At 72.3% G+C, this 26,159-nt stretch carries 27 protein-coding genes and 1 pseudogene; 15 read left to right on the plus strand and 13 right to left on the minus strand.

The features are described 5' to 3' along the window. Positions 1 to 15: 15 nt before the first annotated feature. Complete coding sequence (locus tag AB0J06_RS13670) at positions 16 to 1,008, minus strand: NlpC/P60 family protein (protein ID WP_357428131.1); 993 nt, start codon at positions 1,006 to 1,008, stop codon at positions 16 to 18. Between the two features lie 87 nt (positions 1,009 to 1,095). Between AB0J06_RS13670 and AB0J06_RS13675 the strand changes: the two genes are divergently transcribed. From AB0J06_RS13675 to AB0J06_RS13685, 3 genes are read left to right on the plus strand one after another with little or no spacing between them, the layout of a single operon-like run. Next, entirely contained in the window at positions 1,096 to 1,422 is a 327-nt protein-coding gene (locus AB0J06_RS13675) for a metal-sensitive transcriptional regulator (protein ID WP_357428133.1), read from the plus strand. Between the two features lie 13 nt (positions 1,423 to 1,435). Further along, positions 1,436 to 1,654, plus strand: a complete 219-nt coding sequence (locus AB0J06_RS13680) for a copper ion binding protein (RefSeq protein ID WP_357428135.1) — start codon at positions 1,436 to 1,438, stop codon at positions 1,652 to 1,654. Further along, positions 1,647 to 2,615: a hypothetical protein gene (locus tag AB0J06_RS13685; protein ID WP_357428137.1), complete on the plus strand. Its 969-nt coding sequence runs from the start codon at positions 1,647 to 1,649 to the stop codon at positions 2,613 to 2,615. The genes AB0J06_RS13680 and AB0J06_RS13685 overlap by 8 nt, the downstream gene beginning before the upstream one ends. 16 nt (positions 2,616 to 2,631) lie before the next feature. Here AB0J06_RS13685 and AB0J06_RS13690 read toward each other — a convergent pair whose 3' ends face one another. Next, the gene (locus tag AB0J06_RS13690) at positions 2,632 to 3,048 is read right to left on the minus strand and encodes a helix-turn-helix transcriptional regulator (RefSeq protein ID WP_357428139.1); all 417 of its coding nucleotides are present in this window, start codon (positions 3,046 to 3,048) and stop codon (positions 2,632 to 2,634) included. A gap of 381 nt (positions 3,049 to 3,429) precedes the next feature. On the opposite strand from AB0J06_RS13690, the gene AB0J06_RS13695 reads away from it, so the two are divergent. Beyond that, on the plus strand, positions 3,430 to 3,819 hold the full coding sequence (locus tag AB0J06_RS13695) for a hypothetical protein (RefSeq protein WP_357428141.1): 390 nt from the start codon (positions 3,430 to 3,432) through the stop codon (positions 3,817 to 3,819). On the opposite strand, the gene AB0J06_RS13700 is transcribed toward AB0J06_RS13695, so the two are convergent. From AB0J06_RS13700 to AB0J06_RS13715, 4 genes are all read right to left on the minus strand, one after another. Then, the gene (locus tag AB0J06_RS13700) at positions 3,816 to 4,988 is read right to left on the minus strand and encodes an SAM-dependent methyltransferase (protein ID WP_357428143.1); all 1,173 of its coding nucleotides are present in this window, start codon (positions 4,986 to 4,988) and stop codon (positions 3,816 to 3,818) included. The genes AB0J06_RS13695 and AB0J06_RS13700 overlap by 4 nt on opposite strands. Before the next feature lie 2 nt (positions 4,989 to 4,990). Further along, entirely contained in the window at positions 4,991 to 5,998 is a 1,008-nt protein-coding gene (locus tag AB0J06_RS13705) for an MBL fold metallo-hydrolase (RefSeq protein WP_357428145.1), read from the minus strand. 44 nt (positions 5,999 to 6,042) lie between these two features. Further along, positions 6,043 to 7,038, minus strand: a complete 996-nt coding sequence (locus tag AB0J06_RS13710; RefSeq protein WP_357428147.1) for a hypothetical protein — start codon at positions 7,036 to 7,038, stop codon at positions 6,043 to 6,045. Between the two features lie 133 nt (positions 7,039 to 7,171). Beyond that, positions 7,172 to 8,833, minus strand: a complete 1,662-nt coding sequence (locus AB0J06_RS13715) for a DEAD/DEAH box helicase (protein WP_357428149.1) — start codon at positions 8,831 to 8,833, stop codon at positions 7,172 to 7,174. Between the two features lie 302 nt (positions 8,834 to 9,135). Between AB0J06_RS13715 and AB0J06_RS13720 the strand changes: the two genes are divergently transcribed. Then, entirely contained in the window at positions 9,136 to 9,807 is a 672-nt protein-coding gene (locus AB0J06_RS13720) for a ferritin-like fold-containing protein (protein ID WP_357428151.1), read from the plus strand. Positions 9,808 to 9,861: 54 nt separating this feature from the next. On the opposite strand, the gene AB0J06_RS13725 is transcribed toward AB0J06_RS13720, so the two are convergent. Together AB0J06_RS13725 and AB0J06_RS13730 are read right to left on the minus strand one after the other, a co-directional pair. Then, positions 9,862 to 10,086: a DUF3107 domain-containing protein gene (locus AB0J06_RS13725; protein ID WP_357428153.1), complete on the minus strand. Its 225-nt coding sequence runs from the start codon at positions 10,084 to 10,086 to the stop codon at positions 9,862 to 9,864. Positions 10,087 to 10,152: 66 nt separating this feature from the next. Continuing rightward, entirely contained in the window at positions 10,153 to 10,779 is a 627-nt protein-coding gene (locus tag AB0J06_RS13730; RefSeq protein WP_357428155.1) for a TetR/AcrR family transcriptional regulator, read from the minus strand. Positions 10,780 to 10,929: 150 nt separating this feature from the next. Between AB0J06_RS13730 and AB0J06_RS13735 the strand changes: the two genes are divergently transcribed. The 4 genes from AB0J06_RS13735 to moeZ all read left to right on the plus strand — a co-directional run bounded on the left by AB0J06_RS13735 (position 10,930) and on the right by moeZ (position 16,334). Beyond that, positions 10,930 to 12,984: a hypothetical protein gene (locus AB0J06_RS13735; RefSeq protein ID WP_357428157.1), complete on the plus strand. Its 2,055-nt coding sequence runs from the start codon at positions 10,930 to 10,932 to the stop codon at positions 12,982 to 12,984. Between the two features lie 201 nt (positions 12,985 to 13,185). Next, positions 13,186 to 13,959, plus strand: a complete 774-nt coding sequence (locus AB0J06_RS13740) for a DUF3152 domain-containing protein (protein WP_357428159.1) — start codon at positions 13,186 to 13,188, stop codon at positions 13,957 to 13,959. 108 nt (positions 13,960 to 14,067) lie between these two features. Further along, entirely contained in the window at positions 14,068 to 15,045 is a 978-nt protein-coding gene (locus AB0J06_RS13745) for a DUF3152 domain-containing protein (RefSeq protein ID WP_357428161.1), read from the plus strand. A 68-nt stretch (positions 15,046 to 15,113) separates the two neighbouring features. Further along, positions 15,114 to 16,334 (plus strand): adenylyltransferase/sulfurtransferase MoeZ, encoded by a 1,221-nt coding sequence (gene moeZ, locus AB0J06_RS13750; RefSeq protein ID WP_357428163.1) that lies wholly within the window; start codon positions 15,114 to 15,116, stop codon positions 16,332 to 16,334. Positions 16,335 to 16,534: 200 nt separating this feature from the next. On the opposite strand, the gene AB0J06_RS13755 is transcribed toward moeZ, so the two are convergent. Further along, positions 16,535 to 17,779: a glutamate-5-semialdehyde dehydrogenase gene (locus tag AB0J06_RS13755; RefSeq protein ID WP_357428165.1), complete on the minus strand. Its 1,245-nt coding sequence runs from the start codon at positions 17,777 to 17,779 to the stop codon at positions 16,535 to 16,537. Positions 17,780 to 17,789: 10 nt separating this feature from the next. Further along, positions 17,790 to 18,899 (minus strand): glutamate 5-kinase, encoded by a 1,110-nt coding sequence (gene proB, locus AB0J06_RS13760; RefSeq protein ID WP_357428236.1) that lies wholly within the window; start codon positions 18,897 to 18,899, stop codon positions 17,790 to 17,792. 61 nt (positions 18,900 to 18,960) lie between these two features. Here proB and AB0J06_RS13765 point away from each other — a divergent pair, with 61 nt between their 5' ends. From AB0J06_RS13765 to AB0J06_RS13775, 3 genes and pseudogenes are all read left to right on the plus strand, one after another. Continuing rightward, positions 18,961 to 19,302 (plus strand): MGMT family protein, encoded by a 342-nt coding sequence (locus AB0J06_RS13765; protein WP_357428168.1) that lies wholly within the window; start codon positions 18,961 to 18,963, stop codon positions 19,300 to 19,302. 142 nt (positions 19,303 to 19,444) lie between these two features. Continuing rightward, positions 19,445 to 20,008 (plus strand): annotated as a pseudogene (locus tag AB0J06_RS13770) (NADH-quinone oxidoreductase subunit B family protein); the annotation flags it as partial. A gap of 123 nt (positions 20,009 to 20,131) precedes the next feature. After that, a complete protein-coding gene (locus tag AB0J06_RS13775; protein ID WP_357428170.1) occupies positions 20,132 to 21,457 on the plus strand; it encodes a DUF2252 domain-containing protein in 1,326 nt (441 codons plus the stop codon). On the opposite strand, the gene AB0J06_RS13780 is transcribed toward AB0J06_RS13775, so the two are convergent. Continuing rightward, positions 21,454 to 22,494, minus strand: coding sequence for a glucose 1-dehydrogenase (locus AB0J06_RS13780; RefSeq protein ID WP_357428172.1), 1,041 nt, complete (start codon positions 22,492 to 22,494; stop codon positions 21,454 to 21,456). The two genes, AB0J06_RS13775 and AB0J06_RS13780, sit on opposite strands and share 4 nt — an antisense overlap. 125 nt (positions 22,495 to 22,619) lie before the next feature. On the opposite strand from AB0J06_RS13780, the gene AB0J06_RS13785 reads away from it, so the two are divergent. Together AB0J06_RS13785 and AB0J06_RS13790 are read left to right on the plus strand one after the other, a co-directional pair. Then, the gene (locus tag AB0J06_RS13785) at positions 22,620 to 23,225 is read left to right on the plus strand and encodes an NADH-quinone oxidoreductase subunit C (RefSeq protein WP_357428174.1); all 606 of its coding nucleotides are present in this window, start codon (positions 22,620 to 22,622) and stop codon (positions 23,223 to 23,225) included. Then, positions 23,225 to 24,187, plus strand: coding sequence for a complex I subunit 1 family protein (locus tag AB0J06_RS13790; protein WP_357428176.1), 963 nt, complete (start codon positions 23,225 to 23,227; stop codon positions 24,185 to 24,187). Before AB0J06_RS13785 ends, AB0J06_RS13790 begins: the two co-directional genes overlap by 1 nt. A gap of 3 nt (positions 24,188 to 24,190) precedes the next feature. Here the strand turns inward: AB0J06_RS13790 and AB0J06_RS13795 are convergent, their stop codons facing one another. Next, positions 24,191 to 24,817, minus strand: a complete 627-nt coding sequence (locus AB0J06_RS13795; protein WP_357428178.1) for a hypothetical protein — start codon at positions 24,815 to 24,817, stop codon at positions 24,191 to 24,193. Further along, entirely contained in the window at positions 24,808 to 25,557 is a 750-nt protein-coding gene (locus AB0J06_RS13800) for a MerR family transcriptional regulator (RefSeq protein ID WP_357428180.1), read from the minus strand. The genes AB0J06_RS13795 and AB0J06_RS13800 overlap by 10 nt, the downstream gene beginning before the upstream one ends. Positions 25,558 to 25,629: 72 nt before the next feature. Here AB0J06_RS13800 and AB0J06_RS13805 point away from each other — a divergent pair, with 72 nt between their 5' ends. Next, positions 25,630 to 26,037 (plus strand): ester cyclase, encoded by a 408-nt coding sequence (locus AB0J06_RS13805; RefSeq protein WP_357428182.1) that lies wholly within the window; start codon positions 25,630 to 25,632, stop codon positions 26,035 to 26,037. Positions 26,038 to 26,159 lie beyond the last annotated feature (122 nt).

Genomic DNA, 26,159 nt, shown 5'->3' on the forward strand with positions numbered 1-26,159 from the left:
CGGGGCCGGCCGGGGTCAGCGCGGCCGGCCGTAGCCGTAGACGGGCTGGAAGTTGACGGCGTTGAGGCTCACCGGTTGCCCCTCCTGCGGCGCGTGGATCATCATGCCGCCGCCCACGTACATCCCGACGTGATGGATGTCGCCGTAGTAGAAGATCAGGTCACCGGGCTGGAGCTCGGGACGGCTGACCCGGGTCATCGACGACCACTGCCGTTGCGAGCTGTGCGGTAGCCGCACCCCGGCGGCGTGCCACGCCGCGGCGGTGAGGCCGGAGCAGTCGAACGCGTCGGGACCGGCCGCACCCCAGCGGTAGCGCTTGCCGAGTTGGGCGTAGGCGTACTTCACCGCGGTCGTTGCCGAGCCGGGTGACAGGGTGGGGAGGCGGTGGTCGGCCGTACGCGGATCGCTCGTGATCTTCACGGGGCGCCCGTCGCGGAGCTGGACCAGCCGCGCGAGCTCGCCTTCGACCTGCTTCTTCTTCGCGGCCAGCCGCTGTTCCTGGGCCTGCTGCCGGGTGGTGAGCTGTCGTGCCGACTCGCGCGCGGCCTGGAAGCGTTCCTGGCTGGAGCCGAGCGCGGCGATCACCTCCTGCTGGTCCCGGCTGAGTTCGCCGAGCATGAGCAGGTGGTCCACGAAGTGCTGGGGTGACTCGCTGGTCAGCATGGCGACCATCGGGCGGAGTCCGGCGCCGTTGCGGTAGGCGGCCGCGGCGAGCACGCCCACCTGTTCGCGCCGGGCCTGGATCTGCTGCGCCAGCGGGTCGATCTTCGCGGTCAGGCTGCTCGTCTGCTGGCGAGTGGTGCGCAGGTCCTCCCGCAGGCCGTTGTACTGCTCGACGACGACCTCCAACTCCTGCGTGGCCTGGCTGATCCGCCAGTCGAGGTCCTGGCCGGAGGGCTCGGCGCTGGCGGGTCGAGGGGGCAGCACCACGGCGGCGAGGGCGGCGGCGGTGAGCGTGGCGGCGGCGAGCAGGGTGGCGGCGCGGCCGGGGCGGGGGGAGATCGGCACGACGGATCAACGAGCGATGAGCGACAAAGGGCACGCACGTGGCATCCAGGTGGAAGTCGGATACGGCCGGGGGGTATTGTCGCCAGCATGACCGCACAGGAGCCGGCCGCCGACCAGACGAACGCCGAGCACGGCACGTACTGGTACGCGGCCGACAAGCAGGCGCTCCTCGGGCGCCTGCGCCGCATCGAGGGCCAGGTACGGGGACTGCACCGTATGGTCGAGCAGGACACCTACTGCATCGACGTGCTCACCCAGATCTCCGCGGCGACCCGCGCCCTCCAGGCGGTCGCGGTCGGCTTGCTCGAAGGCCACATCGCGCACTGTGTGATGGAGGCCGCCAAGGATGGCGGTGACCCGTCCGCCAAGGTCAAAGAGGCGTCCGACGCCATCGCCCGACTCGTTCGCTCCTAGGAGACGTGCAGAGATGTCCGTGACCACCACCTACACCGTGACCGGCATGACGTGCCAGCACTGCGTACAGGCGGTGACCAGCGAACTCGCGGAGCTGCCCGGGGTGCGCGAGGTCCGGGTGGACCTGCCCGCCGGCGCGGTGTCGGTAACCAGCGACGCCCCGCTCTCCGTGGACGCGGTGCGCGCGGCGGTCGACGAGGCGGGCTACGAGTTGGTGGGCGGCGGTGTCTGACACGGCGACCGCGCCGTCGGCGACTCCCGCGGCCCCGCCGCCACCGGTTGACCGCGCCACGCTGCGACTCGCCGCCTTCGTCGGGGGTCTCGCCCTCGCCCTGGTCGCCGGCTTCGGACTCGGTCGGGTCGTGACCACGTCCGGCTCGTCGCGCCCGTCGGACACGGCTCCTGCCGCCGACCACACGCACGCGCCGGGCACGGGGCCGCACGACCACGGCAGCGGCGGCACGGGCACCACCGCCCGGGCCGGTGCGGAGGCCGGTGGACTGGGCCTCAGTGGCAGCGGGTACACCCTGGTCCCGACCGCGACCGAGCTTCCGGCCGGCGCCCGCCACGACCTCCAATTCCGGATCGTGGGGGCGGACCGGAAGCCGGTGACCACCTTCGCGGTGGTGCACGACAAGCCGCTGCACCTGATCGTCGCCCGACGTGATCTCTCGGGCTACCAGCACCTGCACCCGACGATGGCCCCCGACGGCACGTGGAGCGTTCCCCTGGTCCTGCCGCAGCCGGGCATCTGGCGCGCCTACGCCGACTTCACCGCCGTCGACGCGACCGGCACGCAGACCGCGTTGACGCTCGGCGTCGACCTCGTCGCCGCCGGCACGTACGCCCCGCGCGCGCTGCCCGCGCCCGCGAAGGAGGCGACCACGGACGGCTTCACCGTCAGGTACGAGGGAACGCCGCAGGTCGGCGCCGTCGCGCCGGTGCTGTTCCACGTCCTGCGCGACGGCGCGCCCGTCACCGGTCTGGAGCGTTACCTCGGCGCGTACGGCCACCTGGTGGTGCTGCGGGAGGGCGATCTCGGCTACGTGCACGTGCACCCGGAGGAGCAGATGAGCGGGGGCGCGGTGAAGTTCTGGCTGGCGCTGCCGAGCCCGGGTCGCTACCGGATGTTCTTCGACTTCCAGGTCGCGGGTGCGGTGCACACCGCCGGGTTCACCGTGACGGTCGCCTGACCGGCCCCGGGCGGGGCTAGCCGGCCCGGTGCACCGGGCGGCGGGCCAGATAGCGCAGCAGGTCGCGGATCAGTTTCTTCTCCGCCGCCGGGACCCGCGGGTCGGCGAGCCGGGCCAGGATCACCCGTACGTCCGCGTCGATCGGTGACTGCGGTTCGGGGCGACGCCTCACCGCCGGCGCCTCGGGCAGGCCGAGGGCCCGCATGGCCGCCGCCACGGGGACGTGGAGCGCGTCGCAGAAATCGCGCACCTTCGCCAGTTCGGGATAGTCCTGCCAGTCGCCGGCGAGCCAGCGGAACACGGTGGAGCGCCCCACTCCGGTGTGGGCGGCGAGGTCGGTGACGGTCCAGCCCCGTTCGTTCTTGGCGTCGTCGATGGCGCGCCGGACGAATCGCGCGAACGCCGCCTGCGGCGAGTCCTGTGCCGCGACCATCTCCGGGTGTTCCTTCCGGGCCGAGACCACGATGTGGGGTCATCTGGAGGGTAGTACGAGGTATCCGTGACATACCCTGACCGATCGACTGATGAGTCCCGCGGACGGGACTGCTTAGGGTAGGTCTCATCCTTGGGACCGGCACCTGATCACGGGTCATCCCCGCCGGTTCTGCCGGATACGCCGGGCGCCACCCCCGCGGGCCCGCGTGGTGTCGGTGCGGGATCCCGCTGGCTGGGGGGCAGCGGGAACCCGCATTGACCGACATTCAAGCTGTCACCCGTTGACTACATCTACTATGCTCGCGCTCCGACGGGGCAACCGCCGCCATGGCGCATCGGCTCCCCGCGATCCTTCCCCACGGCTGTGTTGAGGAGCATGATGGGCGCTCCAGCTTCCCCGGTGCCGCACACCCCGGGCCCGGTCAGCCTGTTCTTCGTGGCGAAGGCCGCGGTCTTCGCCACCGGATTCTGGATCTGGCTGCTGATCCTGGTCGTCGGCGGGCGGGAGGCGTCCGGGCTGCACGTGCTCGCCGCGACGGGGGCGATCACCACAACCGTGGTGGGCGTCGTGCTCGGGGTGCGGGTGGCGATGCAGCGCAACGAGGCCGAGCGGCACGCGGAGCTCAAGCGGCTCCTCGTGGACATCTCGTGGAACGCCTTCACCGCCGCCGGTAACGCCGACGGCCCGGGCAACGTCGTCCCCTTCCGGTCCGTGTCCCATGACGGCCCCGTGCCGACGACGCGGACCTCCGGCGACAGCGGCGATTAGCGCCCGTCCGGCTCGTCGTCGAGGAGCGTGTGCAGCCGGGGCGTGACGCCCCACGCGGTGACGAGCGCGTCATACTCCGCCCGTTGCCCGGTCGTCGCCGCCGCATCGGTGCGTCGCGCGCGCAGCAGCAGGTTGCGCGGCGTGTGCTGCGAGCCGACGAACTCGATCACCTCGACCCGGTAGCCACGCAGCCGCAACAGCGCCGCACGCAGCGAGTCGGTGAGCACGTCGGCGAAGCGTTCACGCAGGATGCCCTGGGCGGTCAGCAGGTTGTACGGCGCCGGCGCGGGATTGTCGCGCAACTGGGCAGCGATGTCGTGGTGGCAGCAGGGGGCGGCCAGCACCCAGCGGGCGTTCCACCGCACGGCGCGGGCGAGCGCCTCGTCGGTGGCGGTGTCGCAGGCGTGCAGCGCGAGCACCAGGTCGGGTGCGGGGTCGACCGACGCCGCCAGGATCGTGCCGGCGACGAAGCGGACGCGGTCGCCGTACCCGAGTTCCTCGGCGAGCGCGGTGTTGCGCCGACGCTGGTCCTCGCGGACGTCGACGCCGGTCACCTCGACATCCACCCCCCGGCCGGAGAGGTAACGGTAGGCGGCGAAGGTCAGGTAGGCGTTGCCGCAGCCGAGGTCGACGACGCGCAGCGGTCGCGCGTAGTCGTCGGTGAAGACCGATGCCGGGAGGGTCGCGGCCAGCGCCCGCAGGAAGGCGTCGACCTGGCGGCGTTTGGCCGCGTTGGCGCCGATCGCGGCGAAGAGCGGGTCACCGGGATCGAGCAGATAGTTCTTCTCCCGGTCGTGCGCCGCCGGAGCGTCGGCCGCGCGTTCCGCAGCGGAGCGGTGCACCTGCGCGTCGCCCTTCTTCGTGATCCGTACCTGCACCGTCGCCGTCGCCGTCTCGACGTGCCAGTTGCCGAACGGTTCGGCGAGCAGCGCGTCCACCGCCGCGTCGGCCTCCGACCCCTGGCTCACGTTGCGGGTGTGCGGGCGCGTCCCGTCGTTGGTCACGATCTGCAGCCGCGGGCCGCTCTTGAGAGCGACCGGGCGCAGCTCCGCGCGGACGTACGCGGGACTCTGGCCGCGACGACGCCCGGCGGCGACCGCGCGGGTGAGTTCGGGATCGAGTAGCAGCGCACGCACTTCGGCGAGCGCCTCGCTCAGTTGTTCCGGCATAGCTACATGATCCGGGTTTCGCCGACGGCCAGGTTCCAGAGGTCCTCCCGCGGCCGTCCGGACGTCTCCCACGCCTTCGTCGCCCGCTCCACCGGCTCGAGCAGCGGCTCGGCAGAGAGCACGAACGTGCCCCAGTGCATGCTCGCCATCCGTCGCGCCCCGACGTCGAGGCAGGCCTGGACGGCCTCCTCCGGGTTGAGGTGGACGGGCTTCATGAACCAGTTGGGCTCGTAGGCGCCGATCGGCATCAGGGCCAGGTCGATACCGGGGTAACGGGCGGCGATCTCACCGAACCAGTGGCCGTAGCCGGTGTCGCCGGCGAAGTAGACCCGCGACCCGTCGTCGGCGGTGAGCACCCAGCCGCCCCAGAGGGTCTTGTTGGTGTCGGTGAGCGTGCGGCGGCTCCAGTGGTGCGCCGGCACGAAGTCGAACCGGGCGGAGCGGGCGCCGGGGGCCTGTTCGGGCACCGCGGAAACGATCTCACGCGACTCCCACCAGTCCAGCTCGGTCACGTCGCGGAAGCCCCGGCGCCGGAACCAACCGGCCAGCTTCGCGGGCACGAGGACCGGCGTCTCCCGGGGCAGGCGATGGATCGTGGGGTTGTCGAGGTGGTCGTAGTGGTTGTGACTGATGACGACGGCGTCGATCGTGGGGAGTGACTCCCAGGTGACGCCGACCGGGGTCACCCGCTCCCGTACGCCGGGGATCCTGCTGGACCAGACCGGGTCCGTGAGGACGGTCAGGCCGCCGATCTGAATGACGTACGTGGCGTGCCCGACCCAGGTCACCAGCGTCTGGCCGGGCTCGGCGCGGGGCAGGACGGGCGGGCGGTGGACCGGGATCCGGGCGGCGTCGGCCAGGTTGCCGCGGGGGCCGAGCTCGCGGAACATCTGGAACAGCTCGCGGAACGTCGGCAGCGGTGACGTCAACCGGTCGTTGAAGTTGTCCGGCCAGTTTCGCCCGTCGGACGTGCGCTGGGCGTCTTCGAGCTCTTTGCGAACCTTGAACATCCCACCTCCCGTGCGGCTGGCCCGGTCTCAGCGTATCCGGGCGGTCAGGCCGTGAGGGCGGCCACGACCGCCGTGGCGGTGTCGGCGAGCAGGGTGTCGGGGAGCATCGGCGCACCCGCGATGGTCGCGAAGAGGGCGGTGAGGCCGGGCAGCGGGAAGCCGTCGTCGGCGAGTACGGCCGGAGCCTGCCGCCCGAGCGCCTCTCGCGTGCGTTGCCACGCCTGTGACACCTCGTCGGGGGAGGGGACGCCGAACCCGTGCCCCACGGGAGCGGAGTGGCGCAACCGGACGATCGGTGACCCGACGAAAGCCAACGCGAGTCGGCTGCCATCGGTGACCGTCGCCTCATCCTCTTTGGATAGTCGGGTGAGGACGGTGCACGGGCGCTCGCACTCGGCGGCGCAGACGCCGAGCGCGTGCGACGTGTTGCTGTGCTGGCGATCCAGGTAGGTGCGCCAGCCCGACGCGCTGTCGGCGGCCACCCGCAGCGCCCGTTGCGCCGCCGATTTCTCGGCTCTCGTGTGCGCGCAGGAAGGGTCGTCGTGGTCGCCCCAGGCGCTGCCGCTGCCGTCGACGGCGTCGGGTAGCCGCGCGGGGTCGCCGGCGTGTCCGAGCACGGCTTCCCAGGCGAGCAGCGGCGCGTATTCGCTGGCGATGTGCACGGCGGCGACCAGCGCCGTCGTCTCCCGCCGCCGCCAGTGCGCGTCGATGACCTCCAGCAACAGCCGGTAGGCGGGCCGCAACGACCCGAGCGCGCCGCGGTGGCGCTCGCCGGGGGCCTGGGGCATCCGGCAGGCCAGCGCCCGCGTGACCAGTTCCGGGGGGATGCCATGCGACCCGGAGGTGGCGGCTTCGGGCACAGCGAAGTCCTCGGCGTCGAGGTCGAAGAGGCGCTGTCCGAACGCGCAGAGCTGCTGGATCCGGACCGCGTCACGGGTCGTCAACCGGTCACCGTCGGCGCCCTGGCCGACCAGCGCGGCGACCTCGCCGAAGGCGTAGCGGTCGGCCAGCGCGATGAGCACCTCGTAAGCGGTCTGCACGACCGGAACTCTCTCACGCCGGCCCGGACCCGCGACGCCCCCGTACGCGCCCTGCTGATCATGCAGTTGTGGCCGGAACGACGTCCTCGACGAGGAGTCATTTCCGGCCACAACGACACCGATTGGGAGTTGGTCAGCCCGCGTCCGACGTGCCCGCGTCGACCGTTCCGGAGCCGCCGCGCGCGCCCCGGCCGCCGCGACGCCGACGGCGCCGCGGCTTGCTGCCGCCTTCGCCGCCTTCGCCGCTGTCGGTCGCTGCGACCGGCGCGTCGACCGCCGTGCCGCCGGCCTCGCCGGCGGTGATGACCTCACCGGCCCGGCGCCGCCGCCGCTCACGACGGGGGCGATCCGCCTCCTCACCCGCCTGCGCGGGGGAATCGGCGCGGGGGGCCGGCGAGTCGCCGGTGCCGCGACGGCTGCGCGACCGGGAACCCGAACCCCGACCGCCAGCATCGTCACCGCGGCGAGTGCCGCGCGACCGCCCGCCGAGGTCCTCTTCGATTTCTGCCGAGAGGCCGGCCCGGGTGCGCTCGGCGCTCGGCAGGGTGCCCGAGAGGTCGGTCGGGATGTCGAGGTCGGTGTAGAGGTTGGCCGACGTGTGGTACGTCTCCGGCGGCTCCGGCAGCTCCAGCCCCATCGACTTGTCGATCAGCCGCCAGCGCGGCATGTCCTCCCAGTCCACGAAGGTCACCGCGACGCCGGTCGCTCCGGCCCGGCCGGTGCGGCCGATGCGGTGCGTGTAGGTGTCGGGGTCCTCGGGGCAGTCGTAGTTGATGACGTGCGTGACGCCGGAGACGTCGAGGCCGCGGGCGGCCACGTCGGTGGCGACCAGTACGTCGATCTTGCCGGCGCGGAACGCGCGGAGCGCGCGCTCCCGGGCGCCCTGACCCAGATCGCCGTGGACCGCGGCGGCGGCGAACCCGCGGAAGTCGAGATCCTCGGCGACCCGGTCCGCGGCCCGCTTGGTCCGCGTGAAGATCATGGTCAGGCCCCGGTCCCGCGCCTGCAGGATCCGGGCCACCACCTCGATCTTGTTCATCGGGTGGGTGCGGTAGACGACCTGCTTCGTCAGCGGCGACGGCCCGGTCTCGGCGGTGTGTCCGGCGTGGATGGTCACCGGGTGGCGCAGGAAGCGCCGGGCCAGCGTGACGATCGGGTCGGGCATCGTGGCCGAGAAGAGCATGGTCTGCCGGTCTTCGGGGAGCATCGCCAGGATCTTCTCGACGTCGTCGAGGAAACCCAGGTCGAGCATCCGGTCGGCTTCGTCGAGAACGAGCGCGCGCACCCGGTCCAGCCGAAGGTGCTTCTGCTTCGCCAGGTCCATCAGCCGGCCCGGCGTGCCGACCAGGATCTCCACGCCGCTGCGCAGCGTGTCGACCTGAGGCTCGTACGCCACGCCGCCGTAGATCGGCAGCACCCGCACGCCGCGCGTCTTGCCCGCGGCCGCCAGGTCCTTCGCGACCTGGAGGCCCAGCTCGCGGGTCGGCACGACGACCAGCGCCTGCGGCAGGCCGTCAGCGCCCTCGCCCGGCGCGAAGACCCGGTCGATCAGCGGAACGCCGAAGCCGAGGGTCTTGCCGGTGCCCGTCGGCGCCTGGCCGATCAGGTCGGTGCCGCGCAGCGCGATGGGCAGCGCGTATTCCTGGATCGCGAAGGAGCGGATGATGCCGACCGCGGCCAGCGCCTCGACGGTTTCGGGCCGGGCGCCGAGCTCGGCGAACGTCGGGCTCTCCGGGCGCACCGGCACGGGTTCGGTCAGCTGCTCGCCGACCTCGGGTTCGTTGATGTCTGTCATTGGGTGTTAGGGGTGCCCTCTCGTGGTGCGCCCCGTTGTCCCAAGGGCGCGGTGTCGGTTAGGCGCGGGCCACACGCGATCTACGGATCGCGGGCCGCACGCGCGTCGCGGGAAGGTCCGAAGCAATCTCGACGCCCGCGGCAACTTCCGCTATCTTACCTGACCGGCCGTTTGTCAGCCGCAGCTCGTAATCGGCGGATGACGGCGGGGTGGTCGACTGTGACATCCGTTACGTGAACGGCGCATGTCCCGCGCCACCTCGCGACCTGCCGCGAACGCGGGCCGGACGGTAGCCTGCGGTCGTGTCCGAACCCTCAGATCCGCTCGCCGACCCCACCGGCGCGGCCCTGGTCGAACTTCTCGGGATGGTCGCCTTCGGCGAGCTGCTCGCCTTCGACCGGATGGCCGCCGACGCCCGGCTCGCCCCCGACCTGCACCGCCGGGCCGTGCTCAGCGAGATGGCGGCCGCCGAGATCGTCAATTACCGCCGGCTCGCCGCCCGCCTCGCCGAGCTCGGGATCGAGCCGGCAGAGGCGATGGCGCCGTACGTGACGGCGTTGCAGGGGTACCACGACTCGACCGAGCCGAAGGACTGGTTGGAGGCGCTGACCAAGGCGTACGTGGGTGACGGCATCGCCGACGACTTCTTCCGTGAGGTCGCCGCGTTCCTGACCGAACGCGACCGGCAACTGGTGCTCGACGTGCTGCACGACTCGCACTACGCCGACTTCGCCTGCCACGAGATCCGGGCGGCGATCGCCGCCGATCCGAAGGTGGCCAACCGGCTGTCGATGTGGGCCCGCCGGCTGGTCGGCGAGGGACTCTCGCAGGCGCAGCGGGTGGCGGGGGAGCGCATCGCGCTCACCCTGCTGATCGTGGAGGGGACCGGCGACCAGTCCGGGGTGCAGGCGCTGTTCAGGCGCCTCACCGCCGCGCACACCGCCCGGATGACCACGGTCGGCCTGAACAACTGAGCGGGTTCTCCGCCGACCAGGGGCACGGCCCATGGTCGGCGGAGCGGCCCCTGATCAGCGCGCGGTGAAGCCGACGGCGCGCGGCGAAGCCTCGGCGATCTCCACGTACGCCACCTTGCTCACCGGGACGATGATCCGCCGGCCCTTCTCGTCGGTCAGCGAGAGGGTCCCCTCGTTGGCGATGGCGTCGGTGACGATTTGCTCGATCTCGGCCGGCGACTGCGCGCTTTCCACGACCAACTCGCGCGGCGCGTATTGCACGCCGATCTTGACCTCCACGGGGCCCTCCTCATCCGGGCGAAAACTGCACCCTTGCGAAGGCTAGCGGATCAGCGGAGGCGGCGGTCAGGCTGACTCGCCCTGCAACGGAAAGCTCGCGATGCCGCGCCAGATCAGAGCGGCGAGCAGCGCCTCGGCATCGCCCTTGGGCACCTGCCGACCGTTGGCGAGCCAGAACTGGGCCGCGGTCTCGGCCGCGCCGACCAACCCGGACGCGAGCAGCTCGGCGCGGGCCCGGCTCACGCCGGTGTCCGAGATGATGGTGTCGGTGATCGCGGCGATGGACCCCTTCTCGACCCGCGCCACCCGTTCGGCCACGGCCGGCTCGTTGCGGAGATCCGACTCGAAGACCAGGCGGAACGCCTCGTCCTTGTGATCGACGAAGTCGAAGTACGCCTGCACCGCGCCCTTGACGCGTTCCTTGTTGTCGTTCGTCGCCGCCATGGCGGCGTGCACCCGGGCCACTATCGCGTCGCAGTGGGTGTCCAGCAGTGCCAGATAGAGCTCGAGCTTGCCCGGGAAGTGTTGGTACAGCACCGGCTTGGAGACGCCCGCCCGCTCGGCGATGTCGTCCATGGCTGCCGCGTGGTAGCCCTGGGCGACGAACACGTCCTGCGCGGCGGCGAGCAGCTGCTTGCGGCGCGCCGAGCGGGGCAGGCGTGCGGGCCGGCCGGCGGTCTGTGCGCCGGTCATGTACACCTCCGAGTTTCACATTGCTGGCGAATGTTCCTGCAACCAGAATTATCCGGGCCATATTCCCTGCGGCCGAATTTGCCTGACGTCGCAACTTATCGCCGCTGTCAGCACACGGTAGCCTCAGCGGGGGCGACCGAGGAGCGCACGGTGGATGAAACAGGGCAACCCGGGAGCGCCGCGCCGGGAGATAACGGCAACGGGCCTGGTCCAGAGGACCGGGTCCGGCCGGGCACTGGCTGGGCGGCGGCCGATGCCGCGTGGTCCGGTGCGGGTGCCCCCCTGGGTCCCGGTCCCGATCCGGTGACGTCCCCGTGGCGGCAGGCCGAGCCGGGCGCGTCGCGGGGCTGGGCCGATCCGCCCTCGCGCTACGCGGACCTGCTCGGACCGCCGCCCGTCCCCGAGACGCGGCAGGGGAGCAACGGGGTGGCCCACGACAGGGTGCAGCCCGACGGCCGCCGTCCCGCGCCGCCCGCCCCGGCGAGCGCCCCGCCCTACCCGTACGAGGGTGATCTCGAGGACGCCGCGCGCGATCTCGCCATGCCGCTGACCGACCCGCCCCCGACCGACCCGTCGACGCCCGGTCCGGCGGCACCCGGCCGTGCCCCGTCCGACGCCGAGTCGGCGCGGCACGCCTACGACGCGCCGACCCTGCCCGGCGCGGCCAACGGCATGCCGCCGGCGCGTTGGCGCGACACCCCGCCGCCGGTCCCGTCGCGGGCGCTGCCCGCCGTTCCGGCGCCCGGCGCCGTGCCCGCCGCCGCCGACCAGCCGACTCCCATCGGGCGGGAGGTGCCGCCGGAGTTCCGGGTCCAGCCGGGTTCGGAGCGGCCGGTGTACAAACGCCCCGCCGACGTGAAGCGGTCGGAGAATCGTGGCGGTGACAGCGAGTGGGCGCCGTCGGATTGGCGGACCAACCGTCCCGCCGATCCCGCCCCCGGGTACGACGACGCTTCCCGCACCCAGCCGCCTTTCGACGGCGCCGAAAGCGGTCACCCCGCGCCGGCGCCCTCCGGTTACGACAACACACCGGCCTACTCCGGCTACCGCGAGGCGCAGCCCGGTGCCACACCCCTCGGGCCGGTCGGGCCGGTCCCCGACCCCGATGACACGCTGCCGCAGCGGGTTCCCGCCGAACCAGACGTGCCCACCGTGCCGGAGCCGCCAGCCGTGGAGCCCCCCGCCGAGACCCCCGAACTCGCCCGCATCGCGACCCACCTGCGTCGGGAGGATGTGCCGCCGCGGCCGCCCGAGCGGCCCGACGGCTTCGACGTCAAAGCGATCCTGGCGGCCGTACGCGGTGTCGCGGGGGTCCGCGACGCCTCCCTGCGCACCACGCCGGCCGGGGCGCACAGCCTGCGCCTCGATCTCGCCGACGGGGCGGACCCGGCCGACGTGAGCCGCCTGGTCGCGAGGCTGCTCCAGGAGCGGATGGGGCTCGACGCGGCGCCCCAGAACCTGCCGGGTGCGGGGTCGGACGAGCCCACCGGTGGCTCCTATGTGCCGGAGCAGACGAAACCACGGCGCCGTGCCGAGAGCGGTTACCCGGAGGTCGCGGCGGAGACGCCGCGGCGGCGCCGTCAGGCCGCGCACCGGGGTCGCGCCGGCGTCGCGGAGACCGGCGAGATCTCGGCGGCCACCAGCGGATGGGCCCCGGACCTCCCGGAGGCGGGCGCCGCCGCCGGCGTCATCGGCACCGTGTCGGGCAATCCCGTGACGGCCGCCGCCTCCTACTCGGGAGGTCAGCTCACCACCACGGAGGCTGCTCCGTCGCGGCCGCTCGACACCGGTGGCCGACCCGGCCCGCGGGTCGTGATCGACCACGTCCAGGTGAGCACCTTCGGTATGGACGCCACTGTGGAGGTACGGCTCGCCGCCGGCCGGCAACGGGCCGGCGGGGTCGCCACCGGGCCGGCCGTCGACGGCTACATCCTGCGGCTCTGCGCCGCCTCGGCCGCCTCCGCCATCGACGAGTTGCTGGCCACGGCGGAAAAGACCACCGAGCGGGGACGGTGCTTCGTCGAGCACGCCGCGCTGGTGCCGTTCGGCAGCTGCGAGGTCGCCACCGTCGTCGTACTGCTGGTCTGCGACGGCTGGGTCGAGCAGCTCGTCGGCTCCGCGCTGGTCGCGGGAGACCCCCGGCAGGCGGCGGTGCGGGCCACGCTCGCCGCCGTCAACCGCCGGCTCGAGGCGCTGCTCGCCTGAGTCGGACCGCTGCCGGCTCGCTGTGGTCCGACGGTCCGCCCGGGCTCTTCGCGCGGCGGACGGGGTATGGCACGATGGCCCTCGATGCCTGCCCCCGCCGCCGGTCCGTCCCGCCCGCCGCTCCCGCGCCGACCAGGCCGAGCGGTGGAGCCACGCCGGCGTCGGGCGCGGCGGCGATCGGGATGGCTGTTCCGATTCGTCATGCTCGCCCTGGCTGGCGGCCTCGTGGCGGTCGGCATGGTGGTGCCACAGTTGGCCCGCGACGCCGTCGCGGAGCGACCGGCCGGCTCGCCCATCGGCCGCCAAACCGTGCCGCCCTTCCCGACCGCGCCCGCCACCCGGTCCGCCGCGCCGTCTCCATTTCCGGTGCTGCGGATGGCCGGTCGGTTCCCCGCCGTCGGACCGGGCACCTTCACGTTCGGCGCTACGCAGGGTCCGACGGTCGGGCGGACGGGCATGCTGCGCCGCTATCGCGTCGCCGTGGAACGCGACACCGGCGAGGACGTCGCCGACTTCGGCGCGGTGGTCGAGTCGGCGCTCGGCGATCGCAGGAGCTGGACCGGGGGCGGCGACCTCCGGTTGCAGCGGGTGCCCGAGCGCGCCGCCTTCGACTTCACGGTCTATCTGGCGACCGCCGCGACCGCGAGTCGCATGTGTCTCGCGGGCGGCGTCGACATCGGGGTGCAGGGGCGTCCCTACACGTCCTGCCGGGCGCCGGGCCGCGTGATCATCAACCTGGACCGCTGGCGGCTCTCGGTCGATCACTTCGTGGCCGCGCAGGTCCCGTTGGCGACCTACCGGGCCTATGTGGTCAACCACGAGGTCGGCCATGAGTTGGGCAACGGGCACGAGGCGTGCCCGGGCGCAGGAAGACCGGCGCCGGTGATGACGCAGCAGACGCTTTTCCTCAACGGGTGTGTCGCCAACCCCTGGCCCTATCTGGACGGCCGACGGTACGCGGGACCGTTGTTGTAAACCGGTGGGCCGAGTGGCCGATAGAAGCGGGTAAACCAGTGGTAATCCGGGCAAGCCGGCGCGTCGTAGCCGGGATTCTCCGGGCATCTCGTGGCAGGCTGGGAGTCAATGTCTACACCGGTCACACACCCCTCGAAGGCCCCGTCCGCCGCGGGGGCCGTCGTCGATCGCCGCCCCCGTCTTCCGCGTGTCGGCGGCAACGAGGACGGCCCGCCACCGTCCGATGAACGGCCGCGTCGCGACAAGAGAGACCGGCTCGAGGCCGCCAAGCGGATCGCCCGGGAGCGCATGCAGCACCGGCGCCGGCGCGCCGCCGTACTCGTGATTCTGCTGGCCGCCGCCGGCCTGGTCGGCGTCGACCTCGCGCGCGGCGGACCGAGCGACCCGGCCCGGCCGCAGGCGAGCGGGCCGACCGGCGGAACAGCCCCGGCGGGGCCCCCGGACCTCGGCCTCAACGCGGTCATCGCCACGGGCCCGACCGCGGCACCCACGTCGGCGCCCGCCGCCGCCCCGAACCTTCCGGTCACCGGACGAGGGACCTTCCGCTACGCGACAGGGCAGGGGCCGGCGCTCGGCAAGGCCGGCACGCTGCGCCGGTTCCACGTCGCGGTCGAAGACGGCATGGGCCAGGACACGGCAGCCTTCGCCACGGCCGCCGAGAAGATCCTCGGCGATCAGCGGAGCTGGATCGCGTCGAAGCAGTTCCGGCTGCAGCGGGTGCCGAAGTCCGTCAGCGCGGAGTTCACCCTCTTCCTGGCGACCGCCGGCACGTCCGAGAAGATGTGCGCGACCGGTGGCCTGAGCACGGACAAGTTCACCTCGTGCCGGCTGCCTGGCCAGGTGATCATCAACGTGGCGCGCTGGCTGGGGGCGATCCCCAACTACGGGGCGCCGCTCGCGGACTACCAGGCGTACGCCGTCAACCACGAGGTCGGACATCAGCTCGGCCAGGGACACGAGGCATGCCCCGGTCCGGGCCAGCGGGCCCCGGTCATGCAGCAGCAGACGTACGGGCTGAAGGGCTGCCGGGCCAACGCCTGGCCGTACCTGGACGGCCAGCGCTACACCGGTCCGCCGATTCCGTAGATATTCCCCATCCCGGATGTCGGGCGGGTGTCCCACCTCATGGTGGAGGACCCGGCAAGCGAGCAACAATGGCGCAGCACACCACTGCCGAACCCGGGGAGTCCACCGTGTCGCTGCCCCCGCTCGTCGAACCTGCCGCCGAGCTGACCGTTGACGAGATCCGCCGCTACTCGCGCCACCTGATCATTCCCGACGTCGGGGTCCAGGGGCAGAAGCGGCTGAAGAACGCGCGCGTGCTCTGCGTGGGCGCCGGCGGTCTCGGCTCGCCGGCCCTGCTCTACCTGGCGGCGGCCGGCGTCGGCACGCTCGGCATCATCGACTTCGACACCGTCGACGAGTCCAACCTGCAGCGCCAGATCATCCACGGCCAGTCCGACATCGGCCGGCCGAAGGCCGAATCGGCCGCGGAAAGCGTGCGCGAGATCAACCCGCTGGTGAACGTCGTGATCCACAACACGGCGCTGGACCGCGACAACGTGCGCGAGATCTTCAGCCAGTACGACCTCATCGTCGACGGCACGGACAACTTCGCCACCCGCTACATGGTCAACGACGCGGCCGTGCTGCTCGGCAAGCCGTACGTCTGGGGTTCGATCTACCGCTTCGACGGCCAGGCGTCGGTCTTCTGGGCCGAGCACGGCCCCTGCTACCGCTGCCTCTACCCGGAGCCCCCGCCGCCCGGCATGGTCCCGTCCTGCGCCGAGGGCGGCGTGCTCGGCGTGCTCTGCGCGTCGATCGGGTCGATCCAGGTGACCGAGGCCATCAAGCTGCTCGCCGGCGTGGGTGACCCGCTGGTCGGCCGGCTGATGGTCTACGACGCCTTGGAGATGTCCTACCGCAAGATCAAGGTGCGGAAGGACCCCAACTGCGTCCTGTGCGGTGAGAACCCGACCGTGACCGACCTGCTGGAGGACTACGAGGACTTCTGCGGCGCCGTCTCGCCGGAGGCCGAGGAGGCGGCGGTCGACTCGACCATCACCGCGCGCGAGCTCAAGGAATGGCAGGACGCCGGCAAGGACGTCTTCGTCGTCGACGTGCGCGAGCCCGCGGAGTACGAGATCGTGCGCATCCCCGGCGCGACCCTCATCCCCAAGGGCGAGATCATCTCCGGAGAGGCGCTGTCGAAGCTCCCGCAGGACCGGCAGATCGTGCTGCACTGCAAGTCCGGCGTACGGTCCGCCGAGGCGCTCGCCGCGCTGAAGGCGGCCGGATTCCGCGACGCGGTCCACGTGCAGGGCGGCGTGCTCTCCTGGATCAAGCAGGTCGACCCCTCGCTCCCGACGTACTGACGTCATTCGTTGCGCAATCGCACGACTGGTCCGGCTCCGCGCGCTCACGCCGCGGAGCCGGACACGTTCCGGAGTCCTTTTCAACCCGTCGCATGGGCCCGCGCTGACTGACCTACCGCGTTGGCGGTGATCCGCGCCTACCGCTGACGGCGTCGCCGCGCCGACCGCCGGCCCGCCGTGGCGCCCGGGCATCAGCGGCGTCAGCTGCGGATGTGCCCGTCTCCGGTCACCACATACTTGGTCGAGGTCAGCTCGGGCAGCCCCATCGGGCCGCGCGCGTGCAGCTTCTGCGTGGAGATGCCGATCTCGGCACCGAACCCGAACTCGCCGCCATCGGTGAACCGGGTCGACGCGTTCACCATCACGGCGGCCGCGTCGACGCGGGCGACGAACTCGCGTGCCGCGGGGACCGAGTCGGTGACGATGGCCTCGGTGTGCCCGGTGCCGTACCGGCGGATGTGCTCGACCGCCGCGTCGAGCGAGTCCACGACGGTCGCCGCGATGTCCGCGGAGAGGTACTCCGTCGCGTAGTCCTCGTCGGTCGCCGCGACCACGGCGTCGGAGAACGCGGCCACCTCGGGAGAGCCGTGCACGGTCACGCCGGCCTCGTGGAGCGCGGCCAGCACCCGGGGCAGGAACGCGGCGGCCACGTCGGCATGCACCAGCAGCGACTCGGCGGTGTTGCAGGTGGAGAGGCGCTGCGTCTTGGCGTTGAGCACGATGGCGAGCGCCTTGTCGAGGTCGGCGGCGGCGTCGACGTAGACGTGGCAGTTGCCCACCCCGGTCTCGATCACCGGCACCGTCGACTCCTCGACGACGGTGCGGATCAGTGAGGCCCCGCCGCGCGGGATCAACACGTCGACCAGGCCGCGGGCCCGCATCAGCTCCTTGACCGAGTCGCGGGAGGTGGCGTCCAGGAGTTGGATGGCGTCCGCGGGGAGCCCCGCCCCGCCCACGGCGTCCCGGAGTGCCGCGACGATCGCCGTGTTGGACCGGACCGCGGACGACGAACCGCGCAGCAGCACGGCGTTGCCGGACTTCAGGCAGATGCCGGCGGCATCCGCCGTGACGTTCGGCCGCGCCTCGTAGATGATCCCGACGACGCCGAACGGCACCCGCATCTGGCGCAGCTCAAGGCCGTTGGGCAGGGTCGCTCCGCGGACCACCTCGCCGACCGGGTCGGCGAGCGCGGCCATCTGCCGCAACCCGTCGGCCATGCCCGCGACCCGCTCCGCCGAGAGGGCGAGGCGGTCGAGCAGCGCCGTGGACAGTCCGGCTTCGCGTCCCGTCTCGACGTCCGCCGCGTTCGCCGTGAGGATCTCCGGGGTACGGGAGACGAGCGCGTCGGCCATCGCCCGCAGGGCGGCGTCCTTGACCGTACGGGTCGCCGTGGCGAGTTCGTTCGCCGCCGCGCGGGCCCGCCGCGCCTGCTCGGTGACGCTCATGTTCCGCTCCTCACAGCAGCACCAGGTCGTCGCGGTGGACGACCTCACGTTCGTACGCCGGGCCCAGCGCCGCGGCGAGGTCGCCGGTGGAGCGGCCGAGCAGTCCCGGCAACTCCACCGCGTCGTAGTTGACCAGTCCCCGCGCCACCGGCGCGCCCGAGTCGTCCACCAGGTCGACCGGGTCGCCGGCGGTGAACGATCCGTCGACCGCGGTGATCCCGGCGGGTAGCAGGGACTTGCGGCGGGCCACCACCGCCGCAACGGCGCCCGAGTCGAGGTGCAGTCGGCCACGGGGCGAGGTGGCGTGCGCCAGCCAGAAGAGCCGGGCCGCCGGCCGGTCGCGTACCCGGTGGAAGAGGGTGCCCACCGACTCGCCGGCCAGCGCCGGCGCGGCGAGTGGCGCGGCGGTCAGCACGACCGGGATGCCCGCGCCCGTCGCGATCCGGGCCGCCTCCACCTTGGTCACCATGCCGCCGGTGCCGACCCCGGCCCGGCCCGCCTTGCCGACGGCGACGCCGGCCAGGTCCCCGTCGCCGCGGACGTCGGTGATGCGGGTGCTGCCGGGACGCGCCGGGTCGCCGGTGTAGAGCGCGTCGACGTCGGAGAGAAGGACCAGCAGGTCGGCATCGACGAGCGCGGCGACCAGCGCGGCGAGCCGGTCGTTGTCGCCGAACCGGATCTCGTCGGTGGCGACCGTGTCGTTCTCGTTGACGATCGGGACGGCCCGCAGGTCCAGCAGTTTGCGCAGGGTGCGGTAGGCGTTGCGGTAGTGGGCGCGCCGGGTCACGTCGTCGGCGGTGAGCAGCACCTGTCCGACGGTGAGCCGATGCCGGGCGAAGCTCGCCGCGTAGTGGCCGATCAGCAGCCCCTGCCCGACGCTGGCGGCGGCCTGTTGGGTGGCGAGATCGCGCGGCCGACGGGCGAGCCCGAGCGGGGCGAGACCGGCGGCGATGGCGCCGGAGGAGACCAGCACGATCTCCCGTCCCTCGGCGGCGAGGCCGGCGAGCACGTCGGTGAGACCGTCGACCTGTTCGGTGTCGAGGCCTCCGGCCGCGGTGGTCAGCGAGGACGAACCGACCTTGACCACGATCCGCCGTGCTGCCGTTACTGCTTCACGCACCCGCCCATTCTGCGCGGTCATCCTCGCAAGATCACTCGAACATCCCATATCGTGGCGGTCCGTGACGCCAGAGGAGTACGTCGAAGAGGTGCTCGCGCTCGTCGAGCGGATCCCGCCGGGTCGGGTGATGTCCTACGGGGCGGTCGCCGAATACCTCGCGGATCGCTCCGGGCGGGCCTCGGCGCGGCTCGTCGGCACGATCATGGCCCGGTACGGCGGCGGCGTCCCGTGGCACCGGGTGGTGAACAGCGCGGGGCGGCTGCCCCCGGGGCACGAGGTCGAGGCGCGTGACCGCCTCGCCGCAGAGGGGGCGACGCTGCGCGGCGCCGGAGTCGACATGCGCGCGTGCGCCTGGTGGCCGGGGGAGTACGGGGCACCGGTGAACGCGCGAGGATCCGCGTGATCAGGGAGCGGTGACGCGGCGCGCCGACGACACGCCGGACGTAGTCCCTGATCACGCGATCTTGGGGGCGCGGGACGGCAGGTTCGCGGCGCGCGCGCTGTGATTGACTATCGGCAACGGGACGGAAACGAGGGGGGAGATCGTGCAGCTGCCGGGAGTGCTCGGCGAGCCGATCCGGTTCGTGCTGAACTGGGGCCGGCGCTACTCGCTGTGGGTCTTCAACTTCGGCCTCGCCTGCTGCGCGATCGAGTTCATCGCGACCAGCATGGGTCGGCACGACTTCATCCGGCTCGGCGTCATCCCGTTCGCGCACGGCCCCCGCCAGGCCGACCTGATGGTCGTCTCCGGCACCGTGACCGACAAGATGGCGCCGGCGATCAAGCGGCTCTACGACCAGATGCCGGAGCCGAAGTACGTCATCTCGTTCGGCGCCTGCTCCAACTGCGGCGGCCCCTACTGGGACTCCTACTCGGTGACCAAGGGAGTGGACCAGATCATCCCGGTCGACGTCTACGTCCCCGGCTGCCCGCCCCGGCCCGAGGCGTTGCTCCACGGCATCCTGCGTCTCCAGGAGAAGATCGCCGCCGAGCAGGCCGGCATCGGCGGCGTGTCCCGCCCCGACCCGCTCGCGTCGCCGACCGACCGCCCCGGTGCCCGATCCGCCGAGGCGCTCGCCGCGCCACTGGTGCGGTCGCCCTCCGCCACCGGGCCGACGCCCGCGCGCGGGGCCGCGCCGCCGGCCGATCCGGCCGACCCGCAGCGTCGCTGACCAGGTACGCCTTCCTCGTTCAGCAGACCGGCGTCGCCCGCCTCGATTACGGTTTCGATCATGAACGTAGAGACCCGCGCCGCGCACATCGTCGACGTCGTGACCACCGAGTTCGGCGAGCTGATGGCGCTGGACCCGGCGGCGTTCCGACGCAAGTTCCGCAAGATGGCGGCCACCCCGTTCGCCTTCTACCGCGGCAGCGCCTCGCTGTTCTACGCCGACATGTGCGGCGACTTCGCCGACGACCGCTTCCTGGACGAGCGCACCAGCCGGGTGTGGATCCACGGTGACCTGCACGCGGAAAATTTCGGCACCTACATGAACGGCTCCGGCGAGCTGGTCTTCAACGTCAACGACTTCGACGAGGCGTACGTCGGCCCGTTCGTCTGGGACGTCAGGCGCTTCGCCGCCAGCGTCGCGCTGATCGGGTACGTCAAGGCGCTCTCCGATCGCGTCATCAGCGAGCTGGTGACCCGGTTCGCGACCGCCTACCTGACCGAACTGCGGGCCATCGCGGCGGGCGGGGACGACGCGATCGGGTCCATCACCCTCGCCAATGCGGACGGCGTGCTGCGCCGGGTGCTGCAGCAGGCCCGGCTCAACACCCGGGTCGACCTGCTCGGCCAGCAGACCACGATCGACAACTACGAGCGGCGGTTCGCGCTCGCCGACGGCGTGTACGAGATCACGGCGGCGACCCGCGAGCGCGTGCTCGCCGCGTTCCAGCAGTACCTGACCGCCCTGCCGCCGGCCACCGCCGCGCTGCGCCCGGTCGCCGCCAAGATCAAGGACGTGGTGCTCCGTAAGGGGGTCGGGATCGGGTCGGCGGGGCTGCCCTCGTACAACCTGCTGCTGGAGGGGCACACGCAGGCACTGGAGAACGACGTCGTCATCTACATGAAGCAGGCCCAGGTGCCCGCGGTGGCGCGGTACGTCGACGACGACACGGTGCGCGGCTACTTCCGCCACCAGGGGCACCGGACCGCGGAGTCGCAGCGGGCGCTGCAGGCCCACGCGGATCCGTGGCTCGGCTTCACCGAGCTGGACGGGGTGGGCCAGCTCGTCGCCGAGGTCTCGCCGTACGCGGCCGACCTGGACTGGTCCGACGTCAACGAGCCGGACGAGTTGGCCGGGGTGATCGGCGACCTGGGCCGGGCGGTGGCCCGCATGCATTCGGTGGCCGACGACGAGTCCAGCCACGACCTGGTCGACTTTTCGACGGAGGAGGCGATCGTGGCCGCGGTGGAGAAGGACGAGCCGGGCTTCGTGCAGCACCTGGTCGAGTTCGCGCACGCGTACGGCGCGCGGGCCCGGCAGGACCATCAGATCTTCGTGGACCTCTTCCGCAATGACAGGTTGCCCGGGCTGCAGGAGCGGCCGATCTAGAACTCCAGCACGACCTTGATCTCACCGCCGGGAGCGCCGTACGCCTGCGCGTAGTCCTTCGCCCGGAAGCGGCTGGTGATGAGGCTGGAGAGCCATCCGGCGTCTGCCCGCCCGAGCGCTTCAGCGCCCTGCGTCCAGTGGCGGCGGTTGGCGTTGACCGAGCCGAAGACCGCGTTGTTGCGCAGCACGATGTCGCGGGCGAACACGCTGGTGTCCACGCCGTCGCGCGGCTCGCCGGTGCCGACCCCGAGCAGGCAGACCACGCCGTCCGGGCCGGCCTTGCGCATGACGTCGAGCACCACCGAGTCCACGCCCGTGCACTCGACGACCACGTCCGGTTCGAAGTCGAGGTCCATCGCCGACCCGGTGTGGTAGCGCGCGCCGAGTTGGGCGACGAGCGCCGGTTTCAAGCCGCTCGTGCCGCGCGCCAGGACGTGCAGGTCGAGGTCGCGCTGCTTCGCGAACAGCGCGGCCAGCAGACCGATCGGGCCGGTCCCGGTCACCAGCACGGTGCGCGGCTCCCATAGCGCCCGCCTGCCGATCCGTTCGATGTGCTCCCACGCCTTCGCGACCACGCTGGTCGGTTCGAGGAGGACACCGACCTCGCGCAGGGCGGGATCGAGGCGGACGAGGCGGTCGGGCGGCATCCGCCACCGTTCGCGGGCGAAGCCGTGCGCGGCCTTGATCCCGTGCTCCGTGTATTTTCCGTTGCGGCACATGTCCCACTCGCCGACGGCGCAGTTGGGACAGGGGACCGGGTCGGGCTGACGCACGATGCCGGCGACCAGGTCGCCGGGGCGCAGGGTCCCGGTCGGATCTTCCAGCACGCGGCCGAGGGACTCGTGCCCGAGCACGAGGTGATCGGAGCCGGGCGGCGACTCGCCGAACTCGGCGGAGATGATCTCCCGGTCGGTGCCGCAGATGCCGACGGCCAGGGCCTCGACGAGCACCGCGCCCTCCGACTCGGACGGCTCGGGCGCGTCGTCGACGAGACGCAGCGAATCCTTGACCCCCGGGGTCACCATGACTGCCCGCATCCTGGTCATTCTGGCCCTCCGCGCCGGTGGCCGCCCGGCAAACCCGAGGCCGGGCAGCGTGCCCGGCCCACGGCGGGCACACCGGGTACGTCGGGATCGGCGGCGGACGTCCTAGGATCAGGCGCATGACCCCCGAAGACGTCGGTGCCCGGCTGGCCGCGGTTCTCGACGTCGCCGCGCTGGAGACCGGCGTGTCCGGCGGTCAGGCGTACGCGCGCGCCACCGTGGACGTGCCGGCCCAGCGGTGGCGCGAGGCCGTCCGGGTCGCGCGCGACGACACCGAGCTGTCCTGTGACTTCTTCGACTGGCTCTCCGCCGTCGACGAGTTGCCCGACGGGTTCACCGTGGTGGTCCACCTGTGGTCGACGCGGCACCGGCACGGGCTGCTCCTGCGCACCCGCATCCCCCGGGACGCCGCCACCGTCGATTCCGTGGTCGACGTGTTCGCCGGCGCGGATTGGCATGAGCGCGAGACGCACGAGATGTTCGGCATCGACTTCGCGGGGCATCCAGGGCTGAAGCCGCTGCTGCTGCCGCCGGAGTTCGAGGGGCATCCGCTGCGCAAGGAGTTCGTGCTGGCGTCGCGGGTGGCCAAGCCGTGGCCGGGCGCCAAGGAGCCGGGTGAGGCGGAGGGGGGCGCAGGCCGGCGCCAGCCGATGCGCCCGCCGGGCGTGCCGCTGCCCACCGAGTGGGGTCCGCAGGCCGGACCGAGCGCCGGAGGCGATGTCTGATGCCGCTCTGGCTCGAGCTGGCCGTCCGGGTCATCGCCGTGCTCGCCGCGTTCCTCACCCTGCCGCTGATCGTCGGCCAGGTGGAACACAAGGTGATGGCGCACATGCAGGGCCGGCTCGGCCCGATGTACGCCGGTGGCTTCCACGGTTGGGCGCAGCTCGTCGCCGACGGCGTGAAGTTCGTCCAGAAAGAGGACATCACGCCGCGCGCCGCCGACCCGGTGGTGTTCCGGCTGGCTCCGGTGATCGCGCTGGTGCCCTACCTGCTGGTCCTGCTCGTCATCCCGCTCGGCCCCGGCGACCTGGTGGCTCAACCGCTCGACATCGGACTGTTCTTCGTCCTCGCCGTCGTGGGTGTCGGCGTGGTCGCGGTGCTCATGTCGGCGTGGGCGTCGGCCAACAAGTACAGCCTGCTCGGCGGGTTGCGCGCGGCCGCTCAGGTGCTCGGCTACGAGCTGCCGCTGGTCCTCGCCGCGGCCAGCGTCGCGATGGCGGCCGGCACCCTGTCGCTGTCGGGCATCGTCGAGGCGTGGCGCCCGTGGTGGCTGCTCTGGCAGGCGCCAGCGATGATCGTTTTCTTCATCGCCGGGCTCGCCGAGATCCGTCGGCCACCGTTCGACATGCCGATCGCCGACTCCGAACTGGTCTTCGGTTACCTGACCGAATACACCGGGCTGCGGTTCGCCTTCTTCCTGCTCGCCGAGTACGTCGGGATCGTCGTGATCGCCGCGCTCACCACCGTGCTCTTCCTCGGCGGCTGGCGTGGTCCCTTCGATGACCAACTGGGCTGGCTCTGGACCCTGGTCAAGATCTTCGCCGTCGCCTTCGTGGTCATCTGGCTCCGGGTCGCGTACCCGCGGCTGCGGGAGGACCAGTTGCAGCGCCTGTGCTGGCTGGTGCTCGTGCCGGTCTCCCTCGGCCAGTTGGTGCTGACCGCCGCCGTCCGGGTCGCCCTTCCCTGACCGTCAGCTGGGCAGGTCGGTGGCGACCGGAGGTGTCAGCCCGGATCGGAGGGCGGCCAGCAGCGCGTCGGGATCGTCCGCGCCGATGTGGATCTCGTCCACCTCGGCCCAGCGACCACGACCGGCGGGGACGGTCCGTGGCGCGGCCAGGGTCAGCACGATGCGGGTTTCGCCGCCCACGACGTACGCCAGCCGGCGCGCGTCGACAGCGACGGCCGCACCCAGCCCGCCCGCGTCCCAGGCGCGGACGGTGGCGGGCGCGACCGAGGCGAGCTCGTCGAAGCGCAGCCGCAGGTCGCGGGCGGTCCCGTGGCGCAGTCGGACGCCCGAGTCGCCGACCACGTACGGGCGGACCACGTACGACGCCCACAACCCGAGGAGCAGCAGCAGCCCCCAGACGCCGACCACGAGCAGCGCCAGCCGGAGCGACGCCCAGGGTGTCATCACGTGCACGGCGACGACCTCGACCGCGCTGACGGCGACCAGCGTCAGCCACACCGGGGTGACGGCGCGGTGATAACTGAAGACGCGGCTTCCCGCCTCGACGCCGTCCCGCCGGCCGATGAGGAGGAGGAACAGCGAGCGCCACAACGCCGCCTCGAACCGGACGACCCGCCAGGTCAGTCGCATGACAGTCCCTTCGCGATCAGCTCCGCGCAGCGGCGCTGGGGCGGGGAGAGGGTTTCGGTGAGGTAGGCCTCGAAGATGGCGTACCGCCCGGCGTCCCCCTCGCCGGCGCCCATGTCCAGCCCACGCAGGGTGGTGATCATGGCGGCGGCCAGGGAGGTGACCTCCGCCCCGGTCGTGGCGGCGTCCGCATCGGCGTCGGCCAGCGCCGAGAAGCGGCGCGTCAGCGCGACCAGTGCCGGAGCGTCGCCGAGCATCTGTTCGTAGAGCCGGACCAGGTGGGGCACCTGTTCCGGGCTGAGGAGCACCACCAGGGCGAGCGCTTCCCGTTCCCGCGCGAGGTCGGCCGGATCGGCGCCGAGCGCCTGTGCCCGGTCGAGAACGTGGGCGAGCGGCGGCGGGAGCGTCACGTCGTCCGGGCCGGCGAGCAGCGCCGCGATCTGCTCGCGTTTGTCGGCGATGGCGCGCTCGCGGCGCGCCAACTCCTCGTCCAGACAACGCAGTGCGGCGCGCATGTCGCCCGGCTCGGCGGCATCCCCGAGCAGCCGCCCGATCTCCGCCAGCCCCAGCCCGATCTCCTGCATCCGGCGGATCCGGGTGAGCCGGATCAGCTGCGCCGGACCGTAGCTGCGGTATCCGTTGGCCCGCCGGGGCGGCTCGGGCAGGAGTCCGACACGGTGGTAGTGCCGGATGGCCCGCGGGGTGACCCCCACCAGATCGGCCAGCTTCGAGATCGTCAACACCCGTCCAGTAGAAACCCTGACGCCGCGTCAGGGTCAATACAGATTGTTACGGAGGTCGATAGGCTGCGGGCCGTGACGGAGATCGAGAGCACGGTACGGCGGTTCGTGGCGGACGTCTGGAACGGTGGTCGGGAGGAGACGGCGTACGAGATCGTCGCGGCCGACTGTCCGGGCCTCGGCGCGACCGGCCCGGATGGCACTCTCGCCTGGCACCGTGACCGCCGCGCGGCCTTCCCCGATCTGCGGTACAAGGTGGTCGACCTGGTCGTCTCCGCCGATCGGGCCGCGGTGCGGTGGCGGGCGGCCGGCACGCAGCTCGGCCAGTTCGGTCCGGTCCCGCCGACCGGCCAGTTGGTCAGCTACTCCGGCGCGACGTTCCTCCGCTTCGACACCGACGGGAAGATCATCGACGCGTGGAGCGTCAACGAGCTCTTCCAGCTCCTGCAACAGCTCGGAGTGGAGGTTCTGCCACCGGCCTGAGGGATGCCCTCCGCTGTCGTTCTCGGTAGGTGTGCGCGCACGCAAAATCACGGGCAGTCAAAGACCGCGTGCGCCCATACAATCGTGTGGCATCTGTCACACCGGGCTCGGATGATCCGCGC

It is taken from the genome of Micromonospora sp. NPDC049679 (assembly GCF_040659735.1).
Lineage (GTDB): Bacteria > Actinomycetota > Actinomycetes > Mycobacteriales > Micromonosporaceae > Micromonospora_I.